The organism is Mesorhizobium sp. HAY1-8B (genome assembly GCF_056868045.1).
In genome coordinates this window covers 5,095,472-5,115,648 of the sequence record NZ_CP200321.1, presented here as the reverse complement: position 1 = coordinate 5,115,648, position 20,177 = coordinate 5,095,472, and the positions used below count along the sequence as shown (strand labels likewise).

Annotated in this window: 14 protein-coding genes; 2 read left to right on the top strand and 12 right to left on the bottom strand. The window is 63.9% G+C overall.

Annotated features, from left to right (window positions below):
* Positions 1-35: 35 nt before the first annotated feature.
* The 5 genes from AC1VON_RS24510 to AC1VON_RS24490 are packed head-to-tail and all read right to left on the bottom strand — an operon-like array spanning position 36 to position 7,618.
* Entirely contained in the window at positions 36-2,483 is a 2,448-nt protein-coding gene (locus tag AC1VON_RS24510; RefSeq protein WP_483125146.1) for a GcvT family protein, read from the bottom strand.
* Complete coding sequence (locus tag AC1VON_RS24505) at positions 2,480-3,661, bottom strand: pyridoxal phosphate-dependent aminotransferase (protein WP_172350045.1); 1,182 nt, start codon at positions 3,659-3,661, stop codon at positions 2,480-2,482. The genes AC1VON_RS24510 and AC1VON_RS24505 overlap by 4 nt, the downstream gene beginning before the upstream one ends.
* Positions 3,654-4,559, bottom strand: a complete 906-nt coding sequence (locus AC1VON_RS24500; protein ID WP_483125145.1) for a homocysteine S-methyltransferase family protein — start codon at positions 4,557-4,559, stop codon at positions 3,654-3,656. Before AC1VON_RS24500 ends, AC1VON_RS24505 begins: the two co-directional genes overlap by 8 nt.
* Entirely contained in the window at positions 4,556-7,009 is a 2,454-nt protein-coding gene (locus AC1VON_RS24495; RefSeq protein WP_483125144.1) for a GcvT family protein, read from the bottom strand. Before AC1VON_RS24495 ends, AC1VON_RS24500 begins: the two co-directional genes overlap by 4 nt.
* A 21-nt stretch (positions 7,010-7,030) precedes the next feature.
* Entirely contained in the window at positions 7,031-7,618 is a 588-nt protein-coding gene (locus AC1VON_RS24490) for a helix-turn-helix domain-containing protein (RefSeq protein ID WP_244494098.1), read from the bottom strand.
* A 180-nt stretch (positions 7,619-7,798) separates the two neighbouring features.
* On the opposite strand from AC1VON_RS24490, the gene AC1VON_RS24485 reads away from it, so the two are divergent.
* Positions 7,799-8,503, top strand: coding sequence for a nitroreductase (locus AC1VON_RS24485; RefSeq protein WP_483125143.1), 705 nt, complete (start codon positions 7,799-7,801; stop codon positions 8,501-8,503).
* Positions 8,504-8,577: 74 nt separating this feature from the next.
* Here the strand turns inward: AC1VON_RS24485 and AC1VON_RS24480 are convergent, their stop codons facing one another.
* The 5 genes from AC1VON_RS24480 to AC1VON_RS24460 form a co-directional block, all read right to left on the bottom strand.
* Entirely contained in the window at positions 8,578-10,020 is a 1,443-nt protein-coding gene (locus AC1VON_RS24480) for an MFS transporter (RefSeq protein ID WP_172350048.1), read from the bottom strand.
* A gap of 231 nt (positions 10,021-10,251) precedes the next feature.
* On the bottom strand, positions 10,252-10,839 hold the full coding sequence (locus AC1VON_RS24475; protein WP_172350049.1) for a sarcosine oxidase subunit gamma: 588 nt from the start codon (positions 10,837-10,839) through the stop codon (positions 10,252-10,254).
* Positions 10,832-13,825, bottom strand: coding sequence for a sarcosine oxidase subunit alpha (locus AC1VON_RS24470; protein ID WP_483125142.1), 2,994 nt, complete (start codon positions 13,823-13,825; stop codon positions 10,832-10,834). The genes AC1VON_RS24475 and AC1VON_RS24470 overlap by 8 nt, the downstream gene beginning before the upstream one ends.
* Positions 13,822-14,118 (bottom strand): sarcosine oxidase subunit delta, encoded by a 297-nt coding sequence (locus AC1VON_RS24465; RefSeq protein ID WP_056572614.1) that lies wholly within the window; start codon positions 14,116-14,118, stop codon positions 13,822-13,824. Before AC1VON_RS24465 ends, AC1VON_RS24470 begins: the two co-directional genes overlap by 4 nt.
* A 10-nt stretch (positions 14,119-14,128) precedes the next feature.
* Complete coding sequence (locus tag AC1VON_RS24460; RefSeq protein ID WP_172350051.1) at positions 14,129-15,388, bottom strand: sarcosine oxidase subunit beta; 1,260 nt, start codon at positions 15,386-15,388, stop codon at positions 14,129-14,131.
* Between the two features lie 205 nt (positions 15,389-15,593).
* On the opposite strand from AC1VON_RS24460, the gene AC1VON_RS24455 reads away from it, so the two are divergent.
* On the top strand, positions 15,594-18,083 hold the full coding sequence (locus tag AC1VON_RS24455) for a mechanosensitive ion channel family protein (RefSeq protein WP_483126373.1): 2,490 nt from the start codon (positions 15,594-15,596) through the stop codon (positions 18,081-18,083).
* Between the two features lie 76 nt (positions 18,084-18,159).
* Here AC1VON_RS24455 and AC1VON_RS24450 read toward each other — a convergent pair whose 3' ends face one another.
* Entirely contained in the window at positions 18,160-19,080 is a 921-nt protein-coding gene (locus tag AC1VON_RS24450; RefSeq protein WP_172352950.1) for an NAD(P)H-binding protein, read from the bottom strand.
* A 124-nt stretch (positions 19,081-19,204) separates the two neighbouring features.
* Positions 19,205-20,044 (bottom strand): AraC family transcriptional regulator, encoded by an 840-nt coding sequence (locus AC1VON_RS24445; protein ID WP_246740673.1) that lies wholly within the window; start codon positions 20,042-20,044, stop codon positions 19,205-19,207.
* Positions 20,045-20,177 lie beyond the last annotated feature (133 nt).

Genomic DNA, 20,177 nt, shown 5'->3' with positions numbered 1-20,177 from the left:
CTTCCTTCGCCCCGTTTAGGGGGCGAAGGAAGAGATCACATCTTCACCCGTTCCGCCTTCGGGTCATACATCGGCTTCAGCGACGCTTCGGCCGCAAACCGCTCGCCGGCGATCTCGATCTCGTAGGTCGAGGCCAGCACATCCGCCTCGCTCTCGCCTGGGCAGGGCACATAGCCCAGCCCGATGGCGCCACCGAGATGATGGCCGTAATTGCCTGACGTGATCGGGCCGACGATCTTGCCGTCGCGCAGGATCGCTTCGTTGTGGAAGAGCAGGGGTTGCGGGTCCTTCAGGCGGAACTGCACGAGCCGGCGGTTCAATCCGGCCTCCTTCTTCTTCAGGACGGCATCGCGGCCGATGAACTCGCCCTTGGCCGTCTTCACCGCGAAGCCGAGACCTGCTTCCAGCACATTGTCCTCGTCGGTGATGTCGTGGCCGAAATGCCGGAAGGCTTTTTCGATGCGGCAGGAATCCAGCGTATGCAGGCCGCAGAGCTTCAGGCCGACATCGGCGCCGACCGCGTCGATTGCCTCGAAGACATGGGCCGCCTGGTCGGTCGAGACATAGAGTTCCCAGCCGAGTTCGCCGACATAGGTGACGCGGTGGGCGCGGGCGAGGCCCATGCCGATCTCGATCTCCTGGAACGTGCCGAACGGATTGTTCTCGTTGGAGAAATCGTTGGGGCTGACTTTCTGGATCAGCTTTCGCGCATCCGGGCCCATCAGGCAGAGCACGCTTTCTGCAGCGGTCACATCCGTGATGACGACGAACTCGTCGGCCTGGTGTTTGCGCAACCAGGCCAGATCGCGCTGCAGCGTGGCACCCGGCACGACGAGGAAATAGGCCGTTTCCGAGAGCCTGGACACGGTGAGATCGCTCTCTATGCCGCCGCGCTGGTTGAGCATTTGCGTGTAGACGATCTTGCCCGGCGCCACGTCCATGTCGTTGGCGCACAGTTTTTGCAGGAAGGCACAGGCATCGCGGCCCTCGACACGGATCTTGCCGAACGAGGTCATGTCGAACAGCCCGACCTTGTTGCGGACCGCCAGATGCTCGTCGCGCTGGTTGTCGAACCAGTTCTGCCGCTTCCAGGAATAGCGGTATTCGCGCTCCTGGCCTTCGCGGGCGAACCAGTTGGCGCGCTCCCAGCCGGCGACTTCGCCGAACACGGCACCCCGCGCTTTCAGATGCTCATGCAGGGGCGAGCGCCTGACATTTCGCGATGTCGCCATCTGCCGGTAGGGGAAATGGTCGGCATAGAGCAGGCCGAGTGTTTCTGAGACGCGCTCCTTGAGGTAGCGGCGGTTCTTCTGGAAGGGCTGGGCGCGGCGGATGTCGACTTCCCACAGGTCGAAGGGTGCTTCGCCATCGTTGATCCACTGCGCCAGCGCCATGCCGGCGCCGCCGGAAGAGACGATGCCGATCGAATTGTAGCCGGTCGCCATCCAGTAGCCCCGCAGTTCCGGCGCCTCGCCGAGATAATAGCGGTCGTCCGGGGTAAAACTCTCGGGGCCGTTGAAGAAGGTGTGGATGCCGGCGGTCGCCAGCATCGGCATGCGGTTGACGCCCATTTCGAGGATCGGCTCGAAATGGTCCATGTCCTCGGGCAACTGGTCGAAGCAGAAATCCTCGCGGATGCCGTCCATGCCCCATGGCTTGGCCACCGGCTCGAAGGCGCCGAGCATCATCTTGCCGGCATCTTCCTTGTAGTAAGCGCACTCATCGGGGACGCGCAGCACCGGCAGGCGGGAGAGGCCTGGGATCGGCTCGGTGACGAGATAGAAATGCTCACAGGCGTGCAGCGGGATGGTGATGCCGTTCTGACGCCCGAGTTCTCGGGCCCACATGCCGGCGCAGTTGACGACGATGTCAGCCTCGATGGTGCCTTGGTCCTCACCTTGCGCCCACGACACGCCGGTGACGCGGCCGGCCTTGGTGTGGACCTTGGTGACCTTCACATTCTCGGCGATGGTGGCGCCGCGCTGGCGCGCGCCCTTGGCCAGCGCCATGGCGATGTTGGCGGGGTCGCACTGGCCGTCGAGCGGCAGGTGCACGGCGCCGACGACGTCGGACACGTTGAGATGCGGGTACATCTCTTTGACCTCGTTGGGGGAAATCTCGCGCACATCGACATCGAAGGCACGGGCGAGAGACGCCTGCCGGTAGATCTCGTGCTTGCGCTCCTCGGTCAGCGCCACGGTGATCGAGCCGACCTGGCGCATGCCGGTGCCGACTTCAGTCTCGGCTTCCAGCTTGACGTAGAGGTCGGCCGAATATTTCGCCAGCCGCGTCATGTTCTGCGAACCGCGCAACTGGCCGATCAGGCCGGCGGCGTGCCATGTCGTGCCCGAGGTCAGCTGCTTGCGCTCCAGAAGCACGATGTCGGTCCAGCCGAGCTTGGCCAGGTGATAGGCGACCGAACAGCCGGAAACGCCGCCGCCGATGATCACCGCGCGGGCCTTGGTGGGAATGGTCTTGGTCATGCGGCCTCGCGGCGATAAGTGGAAGCAAAACGGCGTAGCCGGGCCGCTGCTTCTTGCAGCACGGGCTCCGGCTGGCAGAGGCTGATGCGGATGTGGCCGGCAGCGGCTTCGCCGAAGCTGGAACCCGGCATCACGCCGACCTTCTCCTTGTCGAGGAAGGCGAAGGCGAATTTCTCGTCGTCAGGTTCGACCGCGGATATGTCGAGCATGACGTACATGCCGCCTTCGGAGCCGCGCACGCTGACGTCGTTCATGCCGCGCACGGCATCGAGGAGGACGGTACGGCGCGCCGCGTAGCGCTCGGCGATGTCCTTTACGCCGTAATGGTTCTCCAGCGCCTCGGCGCAAGCGACCGAAATGAAGGCCGGGAGGCCGTAGGTCGTCACCAGATTGAGATTGATGAGCAGTGTGATCATCGCTTCAGGACCGGTCAGCCAGCCCATGCGCCAGCCGGTCATGCCATGGCTCTTGGACATGGAATTGATGACCAGCGTGCGTTCGGCCATGCCGGGCAATGAGCGCGGCGAGATGTGCTCGCCGCCGCCCAGCGTCCAGTAGACCTCGTCCGACAGCAGCCAGAGGTCGTGCTCCCTGCAGATTTCGGCCAGCTGTTCGAGCCGCTCTCGCGAATAGACCGCACCGGTGGGGTTGTTCGGCGTGTTGATCAGGATGGCACGCGTGTTGGGCTTGAGTGCCGCGCGGATCATGTCGGCGTGCGGCTGGAAACCATCCTCGGCCGGCGTCTCGACGACGGTGAAACTGGCACCGGCGGCGCTGAACGTGTTGGGGTAGGTGGCGTAGTAGGGAGCAACGACGATGGCGTGGTCGCCCTGGTCGAGCACGGCCTGCACGGACGCGTAAAGGGCCGCCTGGCCGCCCGGCGTGGCAATCACCTGATCCGGCGTCGTCTCGACGCCGGTGCAGGCGCTGGAGGCTGCCGCCATCGCCTGGCGCAGGCGCGGCAGGCCGGGCAGCGGCGTGTAGTGGTGATTGCTGCCGCGGACCGCGGCGACGCAAGCCTCGATCGTTTGGGAAGGCGTGTCGAAATCATGGTCGCCGACCGACAACATGATGATGTCCTCGCCCGCTTCCTTGCGGGCCCAGGCGGCGGAATGGACTTCCCAGCCATCCTTGCCCGACGGGACAATGCCGGAAATGCGCGACGATGGTCTAGGCATGCAAAACTCCCGAAATTTCGTAACCATCCTGCTGCAGACGATCGTGTAGCGCGGCAATGTGCGGCGGTCCGACTTCGCAGCAGCCGCCGACGATGTCAGCACCTGCCTCCACCCAGCCGATCGCCTGCTCGGCATAGGCGTCCGGGCCGAGGTCGTGGCGGGCATGCAGCACATCGACGGTGCCGCCGTGCTTGAGCGCATCCGTGGAGGTGAAGCCATTGGCATAGGCGCCGACCGGGCCGCCAAGATCGATCAGCTCAGGCAAGGCGGCGGCGATCGCTTCCGGCCGGCAGCAATTGAGCAGCCGCGCCGCTATCGGCAAGCCATCAAGCGCGCTGGCCGCGGCGGTGATTGTTTCGCCGCTGCGCAGCCGCGGCGCGCCGTGATCGGCGAGCGTCCACGACACCCAGATCGGCTTGCCGCTCTCAGCGGCCGCGGTGACGGCCGCGCGCGCCTCATCGGCCGAGGCCATGGTCTCGCAGAGGAAGAGATCGACGCCATCCGCCTGCTCGGCAACGATGCGGCGGTAGATGTCGAGCGTCTCCTGGTAGGAAATGGTCAGCGCCGGTGCGTAGCTGCCGAAAAGCGGCGACAGGCAGCCGGCGATCGCTGTGTCGCCGGCCTCGTCGCGGGCTTGCCTAGCAAGCTCGATGCCACGCTTCTGCAGCGGCTTGAACAGGTCCTCGGCACCCTCGCGCGCCAGGCGTTCGGGTGTCGCCGAATAGGTGTTGATGGTGATGACGCGGGCGCCGGCGCGGATGAATTCGGCGTGCAGGTCGCGCACCAGATCGGGTTCGTCGATCAGCACCCTGGCCGACCACAGCGGCGTCGGCTCGGATTTGCTGCGCCGGACCAGCTCCTGGCCCATGCCGCCGTCTGTGAGGATGACCGCCTTCATGCGCGCAGCCTCTCGTTCCTGGGATCCCAGAGCGGTTCATCCTTCTGCACGACCGCCTTGAAACGGTCGCCGAAGATTTCGACCTCGACCGATGTGCCGGGCTCGGTCAAATCCACGCGCAGCATGCCGAGCGCGATGGACTTGTCGATGCGATGGCCCCAGCCGCCTGACGTGGTCTCGCCGACGATCTGGCCGTTATGCCACAGCGTCGACATGTAGGGTGCGTCGCAATCGCCGGGGTTTTCAACGACCAGCGTGACGAAGCGCTTCTTCACGCCTTGCTGCTTCTCGTTCTGCAGCGCGGCTTTGCCACGGAAGTCGGGCTTTTCCCATTTGACGAAGCGCTCAAGCCCGCCCTGCAGGATGGAATAGTCGGTCGAGAGATCGCCTTTCCAGGTGCGGTAGCCCTTTTCGAGCCGCAGTGAATCCAGCGCATACATGCCGAACGGCTTCAGGCCATGCTGTTGTCCTGCCGCACAAACGGCATCGAAGATGGCGGCTGTGTCGTCGACCCTGGTGTGGATTTCCCAGCCGAGTTCCCCGGCGAAGGAAACACGCACGAGCTTGGCCCAGCGGCCGGCGATCTTCGTTTCCTGATGCGTCAGCCACGGCAGCGTAAGGTCGGCGTCGCAGACTTCGGCGAGGATTTTTCGCGAATTGGGGCCGGCCAGGATTTGAGTGGAGAATTCCTCGGTCCGGTCGATCAGCTTGAATGGCAAGTCCTTGGGCATGCGCGATTTCAACCACTCGAAATCATGCCATTGCGCGACCGCGGCGGTGATCAGCGTCATCACATTCTCGTCGTGGCGCACGACGGACATTTCTGTGACGATGCGGCCCTTGTCGTCGGCGAAGTAGACGAGGCCGATGCGGCCGGGCTTCGGCACCAGTCCGGTGACCTGCAGGCTCAGCCATTCGGCGGCGCCCGGACCTTCGAGGTTGAAGCGTGAGAAGCCCGGCAGGTCGAGGATGCCGGCGGCGTCGCGCACCGCCAGGCATTCCTCGCGCACGCGATGCTGCCAGGGCCCGTCGCGACGGAAGGTCAGCGTGGCTTCCTCGGAGATGTCGTCGCCGTCCTTCGCGTACCAGGTGGCGCGCTCCCAGCCATTATAGGCGTCGAAACGACCGCCGAACGCCTTGATGCGGTCGTGGATCGGCGACAGTTTCCTGTCACGCCCTTCCGGCCAGGCATGGCGCGGGAACTGGATGGCATATTCATTGCCGTAGATTTCCAGGCCCTTGGCGACGCAGTAGTCGGGTGCGGCGGCGAAAGAGGTGAAGCGACGCGGATCGCAGGACCACATGTCCCATTCCGTCTGGCCTTGCGTGACCCATTCGGCCAGCACCTTGCCGGCGCCACCGCCCTGGGCGATGCCGAAGGTGAAGACGCAAGCCTCGAAGGCATTGGGCACGCCGGGCATCGGCCCGATCAGCGGATTGCCGTCCGGTGCATAGGGGATAGGTCCGTTGATAACCTTGGACAGGCCGGCGGTGCCCAGGATCGGCACGCGCGCGACGGCATCGGCCAGATAGTGTTCCAGCCGGTCGAGATCGTCGGGGAAGAGCTGGAAGGAAAAATCCTCCGGCATGGGATCGCCAGGGGTGGCCCAATGCGCGCGGCAATTGCGCTCATAGGGGCCGAGATTCATGCCGGCCTTTTCCTGACGCAGATAATAGGAAGTGTCGACATCGCGCAGCAGCGGCAGCTTCTTGCCCTGTTCCTTCGACCATGCGGCGAGTTCGGGGATTTCCTCGAACAGGATGTATTGGTGGCTCATCACCATCATCGGCACCTCGCGGCCGAACATCCGGCCCACTTCAGCGGCGCGATAGCCGGCGGCATTGACGACGATCTCGCAGCGGATCTCGCCTTGCGGCGTGGCGACCACCCATTCATCCTTCTCGCGGCGCACGCCGGTGACGGGGCAGAAGCGGATGATCTTGGCGCCCATGTCGCGCGAGCCCTTGGCCAACGCTTGGGTCAACTGCGCCGGGTCGATGTCGCCGTCGCTCGGGTCGTAGAGCGCGCCTTCCAGATCGTGCGTCTCGATGAAGGGGTAACGGCGCTTGATCTCGTCGACACCGACCACGTCGATGTCCATGCCCTGGTAGCGGCCCATGCCCTTGGCGCGCTGGAACTCCTGCATGCGCTCTTTCGAATGGGCGAGACGCAGAGAACCGGTGACGTGATAGTTCATGGGATAGTCGACAGCGTCGGCCAGGCCCCGGTAAAGCTCGGTCGAATAGCGCTGCATGTTCATCAGCGACCAGGACGAGGAGAAGGTCGGCACATTGCCGGCGGCATGCCAGGTGGAGCCCGAGGTCAGTTCGTTCTTCTCCAGAAGCACGCAGTCGGTCCAACCCGCCTTGGCGAGATGATAGAGCGAGGAGGTGCCGACAACACCACCTCCGATGATCACCACGCGCGCCGTGCTCGGCAAACCCGCCATGTTTCTTCTCCCAAACTGAACTTAGTATACGGGTGGCGAAACCACCCAGATGATCACTGCGGGCTCGGTGCCTGGATTGCGCCAGCGATAGGGCTTGCCTTCGAAGCGGAAGGAATCGCCTTCGCCGAGCCGGTGCCAGACGCCCGCTATCTCGATTTCGAAAATACCCGAGGCGATATAGCCGGCTTCCTCGGTCGGCCGCAGTTGCTCGGTCTTCATCTCCGCGCCTGCCGCGAAGATCGAGCGCACCATCTCGAAGCTGCCACCGAGATCGGGCGATAGGAGTTCTTCCACCAGGCCGGTCTCGCTGGTGCCAAGCGTGCGGCGCCGGCCGGCGCGCACCACCACGCCGCGTTCGCTCTCGACAGGCACGTCGTGGCTGAAGAACAGGCTGATCGGCACGCCGAACAGCTCAGCGAAGGCCCTGAGATCGCTCAGCGACGGCGTCGACAGGCCGCGCTCGACCTGGCTGACCCAGCCGACCGAGCGGCCAAGTTTCAGCGCGATCTCCGCCAGGGTCAGCCCGCGCGCGCGACGCAGCGCCCTGATATCGCCGGCCAGAACGCGTTCGTCGGGTCCCTGCAATGTTCGTGCGGTGGTGGAGGGCAAAACGCTCTCTTCGTGAAAATTTCATTCAGAATTTCATGAGAAATCAAGCTTATGAAAAAATCAAGTGGATTTTCACCAATGCTCAAGATTTGCTTGCAGGATTTTGGCGGTTCATGCAAAGGCTCCGCCGCGAGCGGCGAGTGGGGACGTCCGATCGACAAAAAGGCTAAGGGACGGCCCATGCTGGAAAAGAAGGCTCGAATCGCGGGTGATGCCGAGATCGTCGACGAGGCGATCATGTCGCGCCGTTCTGTGCGCGCATTCCTGCCCGACATGATCGACGACGACACCATCCGGGACATTCTGGCGGTCGCGGCGCGCGCGCCGTCCGGCACCAACATGCAGCCGTGGCGGGTCTACGTCACCAAGGGCGAGACCAAGCAACAGATCTCCGATGCCATCCTGAATTCCGGTATCCGAGCCGAAAAGGCCGACTGGGACGAGTATCGCTACTATCCCACCCAGTTCTTCGAGCCGTATCTTACCCGCCGCCGTGCGAACGGTTTCGGCCTCTACGGTGCGCTCGGGATCGGCCGCCGGGAGGTGGACAAGATGCGCGCCCAGCATGACCGCAACTTCGTTTTCTTCGACGCTCCGGTCGGCATGATCTTCACCATCGATCGCCGGCTCAACCAGGGCTCGTGGATCGACTACGGCATGTTCCTGCAGAACATCATGGTCGCGGCGCGGGGCAGGGGCCTGCACACGTGCCCGCAAGCCGCATTCGCGCCCTATCACAGGCAGATCCGCCCGGTGCTCAACATTCCCGACGAGGAGATCGTCGTCTGCGGCATGGCGCTTGGCCATGAAGACACGTCCAAGCCCGAAAACGCCTTTCGTACCGACCGTGTGCCGCTGGAAGAGTGGGTGACGTTCAGCGAGTAGCCGCGCCAGCGGTTGACTTTTCTCTTATGCATGTCGTTGTCCCAAAACCGCTGCACACTTTTGGGCGACATGCATTATTCCGTGTTCATCTGCATGCCGTGGCCGCTGACATGGGCGCCGTCCTGCGGCGTCAGCTTGAGGTAGGCGAGCAGAGCGCAGAGCGTGATGACGCCTTCGATCGCGAACAGGATCCGGAAATCATTGGTCACCGCAGGGCCGCCGCCGGCCAGGAACGACAGCATCGCCGCCGAAAGGCCGACGCTGATGGCCACCGCCAGCTGCCAGAGGATGTAATAGAGGGCGCTGAAGCGGGCAAGCTGTTCGGGGGCGATGTCGGAATAGGCGAGGTTTCCGGTCGAGGCCCATTGGATGGAGCGGAAGACGCCGAAAACAAAGATGTAGCCAAGCACGATCCAGACCGGCGTCGTGGCCTGCATCAAGGCGAAGCCCGCGACCATCGCTGCCACAACAGGCGTGTTGAAGACCAGTACGCGGCGAAACCCGAACCTGTTGAGAACGCGTGGCATGAAGAAACGCATGACCACCGAGCCGAGCGCGGCAACGAAGGTCAGCGATCCCGCCTGCACCGCGCTCATGCCGAAGCCGAGCTGGAACATCAGCGGCAGCAGGAAGGCGACGGAACTGAGCCCGATCGTGTCTAGCCCGCCGCCGGTGAGGAAGGAGATGCGGAAGGTGCGGATGCGCAGCAGCTTGAGGTCCAGCAGGGGATTGGCCACGCGCAGGCAGTAAAGCGAGGCAATCGACAGGATGACGACCGCCAGCGCCAGTTCACCGGCAATCATGCCGCCGGCGGCATCCTTGGCGGCAAGCGAGTCCATGCCGAAGACAAGCAGGATCATGCCGCTGCCGACCAGCAGGAAGCCTGGAAAATCGAAGCGCGTGCGCACCGGCTTGGTCACTGTCGGGAACAGCGAGGCGGCAAGGATTGCCGCCGCCAGCGCGAACGGCACATTGATGAAGAAGATCCAGCGCCAGGAAATGTAGGTGGTCAGCGCGCCGCCGACGAGCGGCCCGACCAGCGGACCGGTCTGGCTGGCCACGGAGATATACATGTTGATCTTCAGCGTCCGGTTGCGCGGAAAGCTCGACAGGATGACGACCTGGCCGAGCGTGCCCATCAGTGCGCCGCCAAATCCCTGCAGCGCGCGAGCGCCGACCAGCGTCCAGATGTCGTTCGACAGGCCGCAGAGCGCCGAGGAGGTGGCGAACACCAGCAAGGCAAAGCAGTAGACATTGCGCAGGCCGAAACGGTCGGCCGCCCAGCCGCCGAGCGGCATCGAGATGATCAGGCTGGCGACATAGACGGTGATCAAGAGGCCGAGCTGGCTGGGCGGTCGAGCCAGGCTTTCGCCGATGCCGGGCAGCGCCGTCACCACGACATTCTGGTCGAGGCTGGTCATGAACACGCCGCAGGCGACCGTCAGCGGCAGCAGAAGCAAGGCTCTGGCCGACACCTCGGCGCGATCCGTGGCGCCGGCGGATATTTCTGCGGTCATGGGGATGTTCGAACCAAACGAATGCGCCGACTCTTAAGACGGGATTTTTCTACCCCTTGGACCGTTTGGGCGGCCACGTGACTCCATCATGGGCGCCCGCGGCAGGATTCTCTAGCGACAGAACCGGCCGGCATTGAGGCCAGAAGCAACGGGGAGGCCAGAAGCAACGGGGAGGCCAGAAGCAACGGGGAGGCCAGAAGCAACGGGCGAGCGACCATACGTCGCCACCGGCTATTGTACTTCGTAGCCGACCTCCTCGCTGGCATGGCAAAGCGCCTTCCAGAAAGAACGCGCGAAGGAGCGGAAGACATAGATGTCGAACTGGTCGGCACCGGTGCGCTGGATCTGGGCGAAGACGTCGTGATGGGTGGTCGAGCGGCCCGCGCCGATGGGGAAGGCCGGCAGCGCGAAGTCGATGGCGAAGAATTTCGCCAGCACCCACTCCGCTTTCGGTCCGGCGATGCGGATGGCGGTGCGGCCATGCGACAGGTCCGTCACCGTGCCGATGGCCGGCGTCACCGCCTTGGCAAAGGAAGCGACCAACCCTTCGGCTTCGTCGGCCACGGTGAATTTTCCCGGTGCGAAGCCGAACACAGATTTCGTGCCCTCGCTCAGGCCACCGCCGGCGCCATCGGGCAGCGCAAGCCCGGTGACGGCGCGGATGGCCGCGATCAACTTCTTCTCCTCCCCAGGCCAGGCGGCGAGCTGCACGATCGAACCCGGCCGCGTTTCGGTCAGGAGGATCTCGACGCCGTGTTCGAAATTACCATGCGAGCCGACATGGAATTCCGGCTCGAGGGGGGATTGGCGCTCAACCATGCATGCGGGTCCCTTCCGGATCGTAGAAATGGTTGGAGACGATCTCGACCGGCCCGAAGCGGTTGCGCAAGGGATCGGAGACATGGGCACGCGTGCCGTGCCGCGCCTTGCCGCCCTCGACCAGCGCCAGTGCGATATGCTTGCCGAGCGCCGGCGAATAGCAGCAGGCGGTGATGTGGCCGATCGAGCCGTGTGGATTGGCCTCGTCCAACGTCTCGACAATGTGCGCGCCGCCATTGAGCGGCCGGTTGTCGAGCGCGATCAGGCCGACCAGTTCCAGGCGGTCGGACGCGATCAGGCCTTCGCGGTCCATCATGGCCGAGCCGATGAACGGCTTCTTCTTCGACAGCATCCAGTCGAGATGCAGGTCGCGCGCCGTGGTGCGACCGTCGATCTCGGCGCCGGTGACATGGCCTTTCTCGATGCGCATCGTGCCCAGCGCCTCGAGCCCGTAGGTGACCAGCCCGAACGGCTTGCCGGCGTCGATCAGCGCTTGCCAGACATGCGTGCCATGGCCGGCACCACAATAGACCTCGAAGGCCATCTCGCCGGAGAAAGACAGTCGACAAATCATCACCGGAACGCCTGCTATCTCGCCGCGCACGATACCCATGAAGGGCAGGGTCGCATTGTCGACGGCGGTGCCGGTGACACAGGAGGCCAGGATCTGCCTGGCCTTCGGTCCGCCGATCGCGGCACCCGCCCATTCGTCGGTCACCGAAGTGACATGGACTTTCAGCTCCGGCCAGATCACGTCGAGGAAATATTCCAGATGCTGCATCACCTTGCCGGCATTGGCCGTCGTGGTGGTCATCAGGAAATCCTGTTCGCCGAGCCGCCAGGTGGTGCCGTCGTCGAAGGCAAAGCCGTCCTCGCGCAGCATCAGCCCGTAGCGCGCCTTGCCAACGGCGAGCGTCGAAAACATGTTGGTGTACACGCGGTCGAGGAAGGCGGCGGCGTCGGGGCCCTGCACGGCGATCTTGCCTAGTGTCGAGACATCGACGATGCCGGCGCTTTCGCGCGTCGCTCTGGCCTCGCGCACATAGGCCTGCTCGACCGTTTCGCCTGAAAGCCCGTAAATCATCGGCCGGTACCAGAGGCCGGCGGAGTACATGGTCGCGCCATTGTCGAGGTGCCAGTCATGCATCGGCGTCAGCCGCTCAGGCTTCAGGTCGCCGAAGCGCTCGGCCGCGAGCGAGCCGATCGACACCGGCGCGAAGGGCGGCCGGAAGCGTGTCGTGCCGACTTCCGGGATCGGCTTGCCCAGCGCCTCGGCCATGATGGCAAGGCCGGGAATGTTGGAGCTCTTGCCCTGGTCGGTCGCCATGCCAAGCGTGGTGTAGCGCTTCAGGTGCTCGACCGAGACGAAGCCTTCGCGGTGGGCCAGCCGTACATCCTCAGCCGTCACGTCATGCTGGAAGTCGACGAAGCTCTTGCCCTTGGCCCTGATCTCGAAGACGGGCGCCGGATCGGGGTCGCCGCCCACAGCTTCCACAGTCGGCAATGCCGCGGGCGTGCCTGTTCCACCCGCGGCGGCAAGACCGGCGGCGCGGCCTTCGGCGATCGCCTCGGCCGTCGAAAAACTGCCGGTGAAAGCGCCGGCCCCGATCCATTTCTGTGTCGGCGTCGGTGGCAGGAAAGCCTGCCGGGCGGCATTCCATTCCGCTTTGGCGCCGGCCTGGCTGGCCAGATGGATGGTCGGCGACCAGCCGCCCGACATCAGCAGGCAGTCGGCGTGGATGCTTCGCTCATCACCGGTGAGCGCCCCGGTGACCATGTCGAAACGCTGAACCTTGAAGCCGGAAAGCGCCTTGCCGCCCTCGGTGGCGACGACGGCGTGGCCGGCAAAGATCTCGGCTTCGGCCTCGGTGGCCAGCTTGCGCATCTCGGCCGAAAGCTCGGACCGGACGTCGACGATGGCGACGATTGCCGAACCCGCCTTCTTCAGGGCGATGGCCGCGCGATAGGCGCTGTCATTGTTGGTGAACAGGGCGATTCTCTCGCCTGGCAGCACGCCGAACTCGTTGGCGTAGCGCTCGGCGGCATGGGCAAGCATCACGCCCGGCCTGTCGTTACCCGGGAAGACCAGCGGCCGTTCGAAAGCACCGGTTGCCAGCACCACGGATTTGGCACGGATTGCCCAATAACGATGGCGCGGCTCGCCCTTGGCGGGCTGTTCCTTGTGGTCGCTCACCCGCTCGAGCGCGGCCAGCGTGTTGTTGTCGTAGTAGCCCCAGACCGTGGTGCGCGGCAAAAGCCGGACATTGTCGCGGCCTTCGAGCTGAGTGACGGTGCGGCGGGCCCAATCGGCGGCCGGCGCGCCATCGATGGTTTCCTCGGACCAGTTGGTCGAGCCGCCGAAACGCGGCTCGAGATCGGCCAGCATGACGCGTGCCCCCTGATCGGCGGCGGCCTTGGCGGCCATCAGGCCGGCGGGGCCGGAACCGACCACCAGCACGTCGCAAAAGGCGTTCATGCGCTCATAGCGGGCCGGATCCTTCGCTGATCCGGCGCTGCCGAGACCGGCGGCGCGGCGGATGAAATGCTCGCAGAACATCCAGAAACGCGTACCCTTGAGCGGACCGATCACCGGTCCCATGAAGGTCTTGTAGTAGAAGCCGGCGGACAGGATCTTGCCGCCGAGCTGGTTGACGGCATTGACGTCCCAGGCCAGCGACGGGAAGCGGTTCTGGCTGATCGCCACAAGCCCGTCGTGGATCTCGACCATGGTCGCCGGGATGTTGGGTTCGCGCACCTCGCCCTTCAGCACCGTCACCAGCGCGTTGGGTTCCTCCACACCAGCAGTCAGCAGGCCGCGCGGGCGGTGGTACTTGAACGAGCGCCCGAAAAGCGTGATGCCCTTGGCCAGCAGCGCGGACGCCAGCGTGTCGCCGGCATGGCCGGTGTAGGCGACGCCGTCGAAGGTGAAACGGATCGTCTTCATCCGGTCGACGCGGCCGCCAGTGTCGGTGCGGCGCGGGCTCATGCCTTGTCCTCCGCCTTGCGGCGCGCGGTCGAGACATGGTCGCCGCGCACGAAGGCAACGCTCGAAATCTCATGCGTCAGCGTGTTGCGCACGACCCTGAGATGCGCGCGGCAGCCGCCGGAATGCTGCCAGATCTCATTGTGGTCGCCGGCCGGGTTCAGCCGGTCATAGACATAGGCGTTCCATGCCTCGAAGTTCTGCGAGGCGGGGTCGGGGCGCTCGCGGTTGCCGTCACCTTGATAGGTGAACTCGATGACGTCGCGCGGGCCGCAATAGGGGCAAGTGATGAGCACAGGATGTTTCCTAATGGAGCCGCGGGTTCGCACCCTGGCCCTTGTCGTCGATGACGAGGCCGCGGTGGAAGCGGTCGAGGGTGAACGGCGCGTTGAAATCGTGCGGCTCATCCTTGGCGATGGTCCAGGCGAAGGTCCACCCGGAAGCCGGCGTCGCCTTGAAGCCGCCATAGCACCAGCCGCAGTTGAGATACATGCCGGGCAGGGGGCCCGTGGTGATGATCGGCGAGCCATCCATCGACATGTCGCATACGCCACCCCAGGAGCGCAGCATGCGTACACGCGCGAGGCCCGGGAACAGCGCCAGCATCTCGCTCATCACCTCGTCGACGATGGGCAGGTTGCCGCGCTGGGCGTAGCTGTTGTAGCCGTCGATATCGCCGCCATAGACCAGGCCGCCCTTGTCGGACTGCGACATGTAGAAATGACCCATGCCGAAGGTCACGACCGTGTCGATGAAGGGCTTCAGCGATTCCGTCACGAAGGCCTGCAGCACATGGCTTTCGATCGGCATCGTCTCGATGCCGGCCAACCGCATGACGCGCCCGGTGCTGCCGGCTACCGCGACCGCCACCTTTTTGGCCCTGATATCGCCGCGCGACGTGGTGACGCCGGTGATGCGGTCGCCATCGCGCAGGAAGCCGGTGACCTCGCAATTCTCGATGATGTCGACGCCGCGCCGGTCGGCGCCGCGCGCATAGCCCCAGGCCACCGCGTCGTGACGGGCGGTGCCGGCGCGTCGCTGCATCAAGCCACCGACCACCGGAAATCGTGCATCGCTGGAAATGTCGAGTGCCGGGATCAGGCGCTTGATTTCGGCAGGCGTCATCAGTTCGGCGTCGACGCCGAGATGTCGCATGGCGTTGCCGCGCCTTGCATAGTCGTCGAACTGGGCAGGGGTGTGCGCCAGGTTCAGGCAACCGCGCTGCGAGAACATGACGTTGTAGTTGAGCTCGTGCGACAAGCCCTCCCACAGCTTCATCGAATGTTCGTAGAAGCGGGTGTTGGCGGGCAGCAGGTAGTTCGAGCGCACGGCCGTCGTGTTGCGGCCGACATTGCCGGAGCCGAGCCAACCCTTCTCGAGTACGGCGACATTGGTGATGCCGTGTTCCTTGGCCAGATAGTAGGCGGTCGCGAGCCCATGGCCGCCGCCACCGATGATGATGACATCATAGGAAGCCTTCGGGTCGGGCTTGCGCCAGGCCGGCTTCCAGTCCTTGTTTCCCTTGAGCGCGTTCGCGAGCAGCGAAAAGGCCGAGTACTCTGCCATCATTGTCATCCGGTTCGGGCGATGCGGCAGACTATAGAGCAGGCTGTATCCGCAAAGCCAATATTGCGCCATTGCCTTTCGACTGGCCGACGCTCGGATCGCGATCCGAACGCGATCGGATGCGACGGCTTGCCCCAAGATATGGCCGTCTTTATCAAGGACAGGCTTTTGAATGCCTTTGCCGCCCATGAGTTGCCAATACGTCATGCTTTTGAGATTGCTCCGCCTCATTCTGATCCTCGCGCTGGTTATTTCGGCGCCGCCTTCGTTCGAGGCCATGGCTCAGGCGCTTGGTCAAGGCTCCGCCGGATTGATCACCGATCAGCAGAAGGTCATCCAGGGCCTGACGGCCAAGACCGACGATCTCGAGAAGAAAATACAGCAGGACAGTGACGACGATTCCTCGCTCGTGGATATCCGCCTGCAACTGGAGGATTTGTCGCGCGCGGCATTAACCAGTGCGCTGGCGTTCCGTCCGCGACTGACCGATATCAACAATCGCATCGAGGTGCTGGGCCCGCCGCCGGCCGCCGGCCAGCCGCAGGAACCCGACATCGTGACCGGCGAGCGCCAGGCACTGGAGTCGGAAAAGGCCGAGATCAACGCGGTTGTCGCCAGCGCGCAGAACCTGTCGATCCGTATCAGCGGGCTGATCGACAAGATCGGCAATATGCGCAGCGAGCTGTTCCGCAACCTTTTGACCAAGCGCTACGTCCTGTCGGACGCACTGAGCCCACAGGTGTTTTCCGACGCGCAGGACGAATACGCCAATTTCTACAAGGCGGTGTCGTCCTGGCTGAGCTTCGCTTTCAAGTTCAAGTTCCAGGCCATTCTGGCGGCAACCTTCGTGGCGCTCGGGCTGGCGCTGGTGCTGCTGGTCGGCGGCAGGCGCCTGTTCGGGCGCGTGTTCGAGGCAGACCCTTCCAACGAAGACCCGTCCTATCTCAGCCGCTTGTCGGTGGCCTTCTGGTCTACCTTGCTGCCGACGCTGGCGGTCGGCGCCTTTCTCGGCTCGACCATCTTCTTCTTCAATTATTACAATGTGTTGCGTGGCGACATTGGCCTCTTCCTCAATGCACTGGCGACCGCCATCGGGGTGGTGTTCTGCGTCAACCGGCTGACCAACGCGGCACTGTCTCCGCGGCTGCCGAACTGGCGTCTCATCCCGGTCGAAACCGGGCCGGCGCGCTGGCTGGTGCGCCTGGCGACCGCCATGGCCGTGGTCATCAGCGCCAACACATTCCTGTCTATTATCAACGACAAGATGGGATCGCCGCTGTCGCTGACCATCGCGCGCAGTTTCGTCGCCACCATTGTCGTCGGCATCATCCTGATCCTCATGGCGATGCTGCGGCCGTTCAAGGCACGTGACGGAAGCTGGCGACCGTGGCCCGCATGGCTGCGCTACCTGGCACTGGCGCTTGGCCTGTTCACCATTACCGCCGCCTTGCTCGGCTTCATCGGCCTTGCGCTGTTCGTCTCGCTGCAGGTCGTGGTCACCGGCACGGCGCTGATCACCGCCTATATCGGCTTCCTCTCGGCGCAGGCGATCGGCGAGGAGGGGGCGTTCGCCAACACGACTGTCGGGCGCTGGCTGTCGACCAATTCCAGCTACGAGGACACTGCACTCGACCAGCTCGGCCTTGTCGTCAGTGTAGCCATCAATTTGTTGATCGTGCTGGTTTTCCTGCCGCTGATCCTGCTGATGTGGGGCTTCCAGCCCGGCGACATCCAGGCTTGGAGCTACAAGCTGGCGACTGGGATCAATATCGGGTCGGTGACGATTTCGGTCACCGGCATTCTTTCGGGCATCGTCGTGTTCGTCATCGGCTATTTCCTGACGCGCTGGTTCCAGGGCTGGCTCGACGGTTCCGTCATGGCGCGCGGCAAGGTCGATACCGGGGTGCGAAACTCGATCCGGCTGGCGGTCGGCTATGCCGGTGTCGCGCTGGCGGCGCTCGTTGGCATCTCGGCCGCCGGCATCGACCTCTCCAGCCTGGCACTGGTTGCCGGCGCGCTCTCCCTCGGTATCGGTTTTGGCTTGCAGAATGTGGTGTCGAATTTCGTCTCCGGCCTGATCCTTCTGGCCGAGCGGCCGTTCAAGGTCGGCGACTGGATCGTCGCCGGCGACGTCAGCGGCACGGTCAGGAAGATCAGCGTGCGCGCCACCGAGATCGAGACTTTCCAGCGGCAGTCGGTGATCCTGCCCAACTCAAACCTGATTAACAACGCCGTCGGCAACTGGACGCACCGCAACAAGCTCGGCCGTGTCGAGATCAAGGTCGGCGTCGCCTATGGCAGCGACGTCAGGCAGGTGCATGCCATCCTGCTGGAAATCGCGCGCAGCCATCCGCTGGTGCTGAAGAACCCCGAGCCCTTCGTGCTGTTTTCCAATTTCGGCGCCGCCGCGCTGGAATTCGAGATCCGCGTGTTCCTGGCCGATATTATGAACGGCAGCGCGGTGCAAAACGACATCCGCTTCACCGTTCTCGAAAAATTCGACGACCAGCATATCGAGATACCGTCGACGCCCCGCGCTGTCGTCGAGCCCAAGCATGTCACGGCCTGGCCTACCGACGACGACAAGATCGAGGCCGACTTTGCCGAACAGGAGCTGGCCAAGGCAGAAGCCGCGGCTGAAGCGAAAAAGCTGGCCAAATCAGGGCGCAAGCTGCGCAAGCCCGATCCCGACTAGCGCATTTCACCGTTTCCCGGAAACGCGGCCAACCGCTCTAACTCTTTGTTTTAACGCAACTCCGACGGAAAACCGTTCACACTTTTCCTGGACTTGCTCGAGGCCTGCTCACGGTTGGGACCAGCGCCGACAGTGCCGTGCGCAGATCGGTCTTGCCGCGCCTGATCTCACCGACGCCGTGTTCCACATCTATGCGGCCGGCATTGTGGGCGTCGAACATCGCGGCGACCAGTTCGGCGTAGCTCGTACCGATGCCGCCGCCGACGAGGGCGGGAATCCAGTCCTGTCTCGGCAATTCGCGAGCGACAATCTCGCCGCCGGCAATCTCACCAAGTGTCCGCGCCACATCGCTTGCGCTGTAACGATCAGGCCCTTCGGCATGGACCACACGCAACGTTTCGCCGCCCGGCGAAAGAAGCAGATCGGCCGCCATCAGGCCGACATCGCCGGCCGAGACGGTCGGGAAGGATTTGGACAGGGGATGATGCAGGCTCGGCAGCACGCCAGTCTCGATTGCCCTGCCAACCAGGCGGCTCCAGTTCTGCATGTGCTCGGCCGAGCGCAGCACCGTCAGCGCCGCCGGCATCTTTTTCAACCGCGATTCCAGATGATGGAAGGTCAGCGTGATGCCGGTGCCGGCGGCAAGCTGGGCCCCATAATCCGAGATCGCCAGGATGCTTTCCGGCCTGGTCTGATCGAGTGCATCCATGATGGACCGGATGGTGGATTCCATCTCGGCTGCCGCACTGTCGGCGCGGACGCCAGTTGGGCAGATGACTTGCACCGCTGTCGCGCCCCTTGTTGCCCGGGCCAAAGCCGGCGCATCGCGCAGATCGGCGATTTCTGCGTCGCAACCGAGCCCGCGGAATTCGTCGGCATGCGACGGGTTTCGCACCACGGTCCTTACCGGAACGCCATGTCGACGAAGTGCGCCAACCGTCGCCCGTCCGATCTTCCCGGCAGCGCCCAACACAACAAACATGCCCGTATCCTTCATTCTGGCCAATGGGATGTCAGGAATGCCGGATTGGTGGGCCGAGGTCGCCCAGATATGGACGGCGGAAGACAAAAACGGATGATTGGACTCGAAGCCGCAGACGGCGAAAATGCCGGATCGCCTGCTATCGGCGCATACGGATCAGTGCGCCAGGCGTGGCGCCGAGGATGCGCTTCATGCTTTGAGCCATGTGGCTCTGATGCGCGAACCCTGCTTCCAGCGCGATCTGGCTGAGCGGCATTTTTCCCTGGTGCAGCAACGCCTTGGCGCGCTCAACCCGCCGATGGATAACATATTGATGAGGCGGCATGCCGAACGTACGGCGAAACAGCACTTTCAGATGCGAGACGCTGATGGCAGCCACCTGCGCCAGCTCGTCCAGTGAAAGGTCCTGAGCGAGGTTGGCTTCGATGAAATCGGCCAGCCTGCGCTTCTGGCGGAAGGAAAGCGTTTGCCTGGCTGGAACGTCCGACTTCGACGCAGCACCCTGGATGATCTGTATCGCCAATGCCTTGGCCAGGCTTTCGAAATACAGCCGGTCGGATGGCACGTCCGGGCTGAGACCAGTCGCCAGCGCATGGGCGATATGTTCGATCCTCGGATCGCGACGTTGGAACTGGGGATGGACGACGATCCTGTCCGGATCGATCTCGAGATCCTCGGCCGCGCGCCGAACCAGCGCCGGGCTGACCCACAGCCGCAGGATGGTGCAATCTGCGTCGTCTTTCCAGTCGCCGTCGAGCCCTGCGGGTACAATATCGATGTCGCCGTCCGACTGGACCCGCCGGTGATGTTTTCCATCGCAGTGGCACGACGCATTGACCGGCGCCCCGACGTGGATTCCAAGCCGATGGTTGATGGATGCAGGCACATAATGGGTCAGTCCAGCGGCAATCCTTCGCGTCTCAACTCCAACGCCGATCGTTTCCAGCCAATTGCGGTGCATTGTCTCGGTACCGGGCATTGTCTTTCTTCGCGGTTGCCGCCTTCGGCATCATATTGTGCCGGTCGGGTAAATTAACAGGGCCCAGGCGTGTGCCGGGCAACCGGCATTGGAGAATGCCAAAACCAATTGCGGCATGAATACGGCATTCAGT

Coding starts and splice junctions, on each gene's coding strand:
- AC1VON_RS24470 (WP_483125142.1), bottom strand. CDS start 13,825: ATGAGCCCGCGCCGCACCGACACTGGCGGCCGCGTCGACCGGATGAAG.
- AC1VON_RS24495 (WP_483125144.1), bottom strand. CDS start 7,009: ATGGCGGGTTTGCCGAGCACGGCGCGCGTGGTGATCATCGGAGGTGGT.
- AC1VON_RS24505 (WP_172350045.1), bottom strand. CDS start 3,661: ATGCCTAGACCATCGTCGCGCATTTCCGGCATTGTCCCGTCGGGCAAG.
- AC1VON_RS24500 (WP_483125145.1), bottom strand. CDS start 4,559: ATGAAGGCGGTCATCCTCACAGACGGCGGCATGGGCCAGGAGCTGGTC.
- AC1VON_RS24510 (WP_483125146.1), bottom strand. CDS start 2,483: ATGACCAAGACCATTCCCACCAAGGCCCGCGCGGTGATCATCGGCGGC.
- AC1VON_RS24445 (WP_246740673.1), bottom strand. CDS start 20,044: ATGCCCGGTACCGAGACAATGCACCGCAATTGGCTGGAAACGATCGGC.
- AC1VON_RS24455 (WP_483126373.1), top strand. CDS start 15,594: ATGCTTTTGAGATTGCTCCGCCTCATTCTGATCCTCGCGCTGGTTATT.
- AC1VON_RS24460 (WP_172350051.1), bottom strand. CDS start 15,388: ATGGCAGAGTACTCGGCCTTTTCGCTGCTCGCGAACGCGCTCAAGGGA.
- AC1VON_RS24485 (WP_483125143.1), top strand. CDS start 7,799: ATGCTGGAAAAGAAGGCTCGAATCGCGGGTGATGCCGAGATCGTCGAC.
- AC1VON_RS24480 (WP_172350048.1), bottom strand. CDS start 10,020: ATGACCGCAGAAATATCCGCCGGCGCCACGGATCGCGCCGAGGTGTCG.
- AC1VON_RS24450 (WP_172352950.1), bottom strand. CDS start 19,080: ATGAAGGATACGGGCATGTTTGTTGTGTTGGGCGCTGCCGGGAAGATC.
- AC1VON_RS24475 (WP_172350049.1), bottom strand. CDS start 10,839: ATGGTTGAGCGCCAATCCCCCCTCGAGCCGGAATTCCATGTCGGCTCG.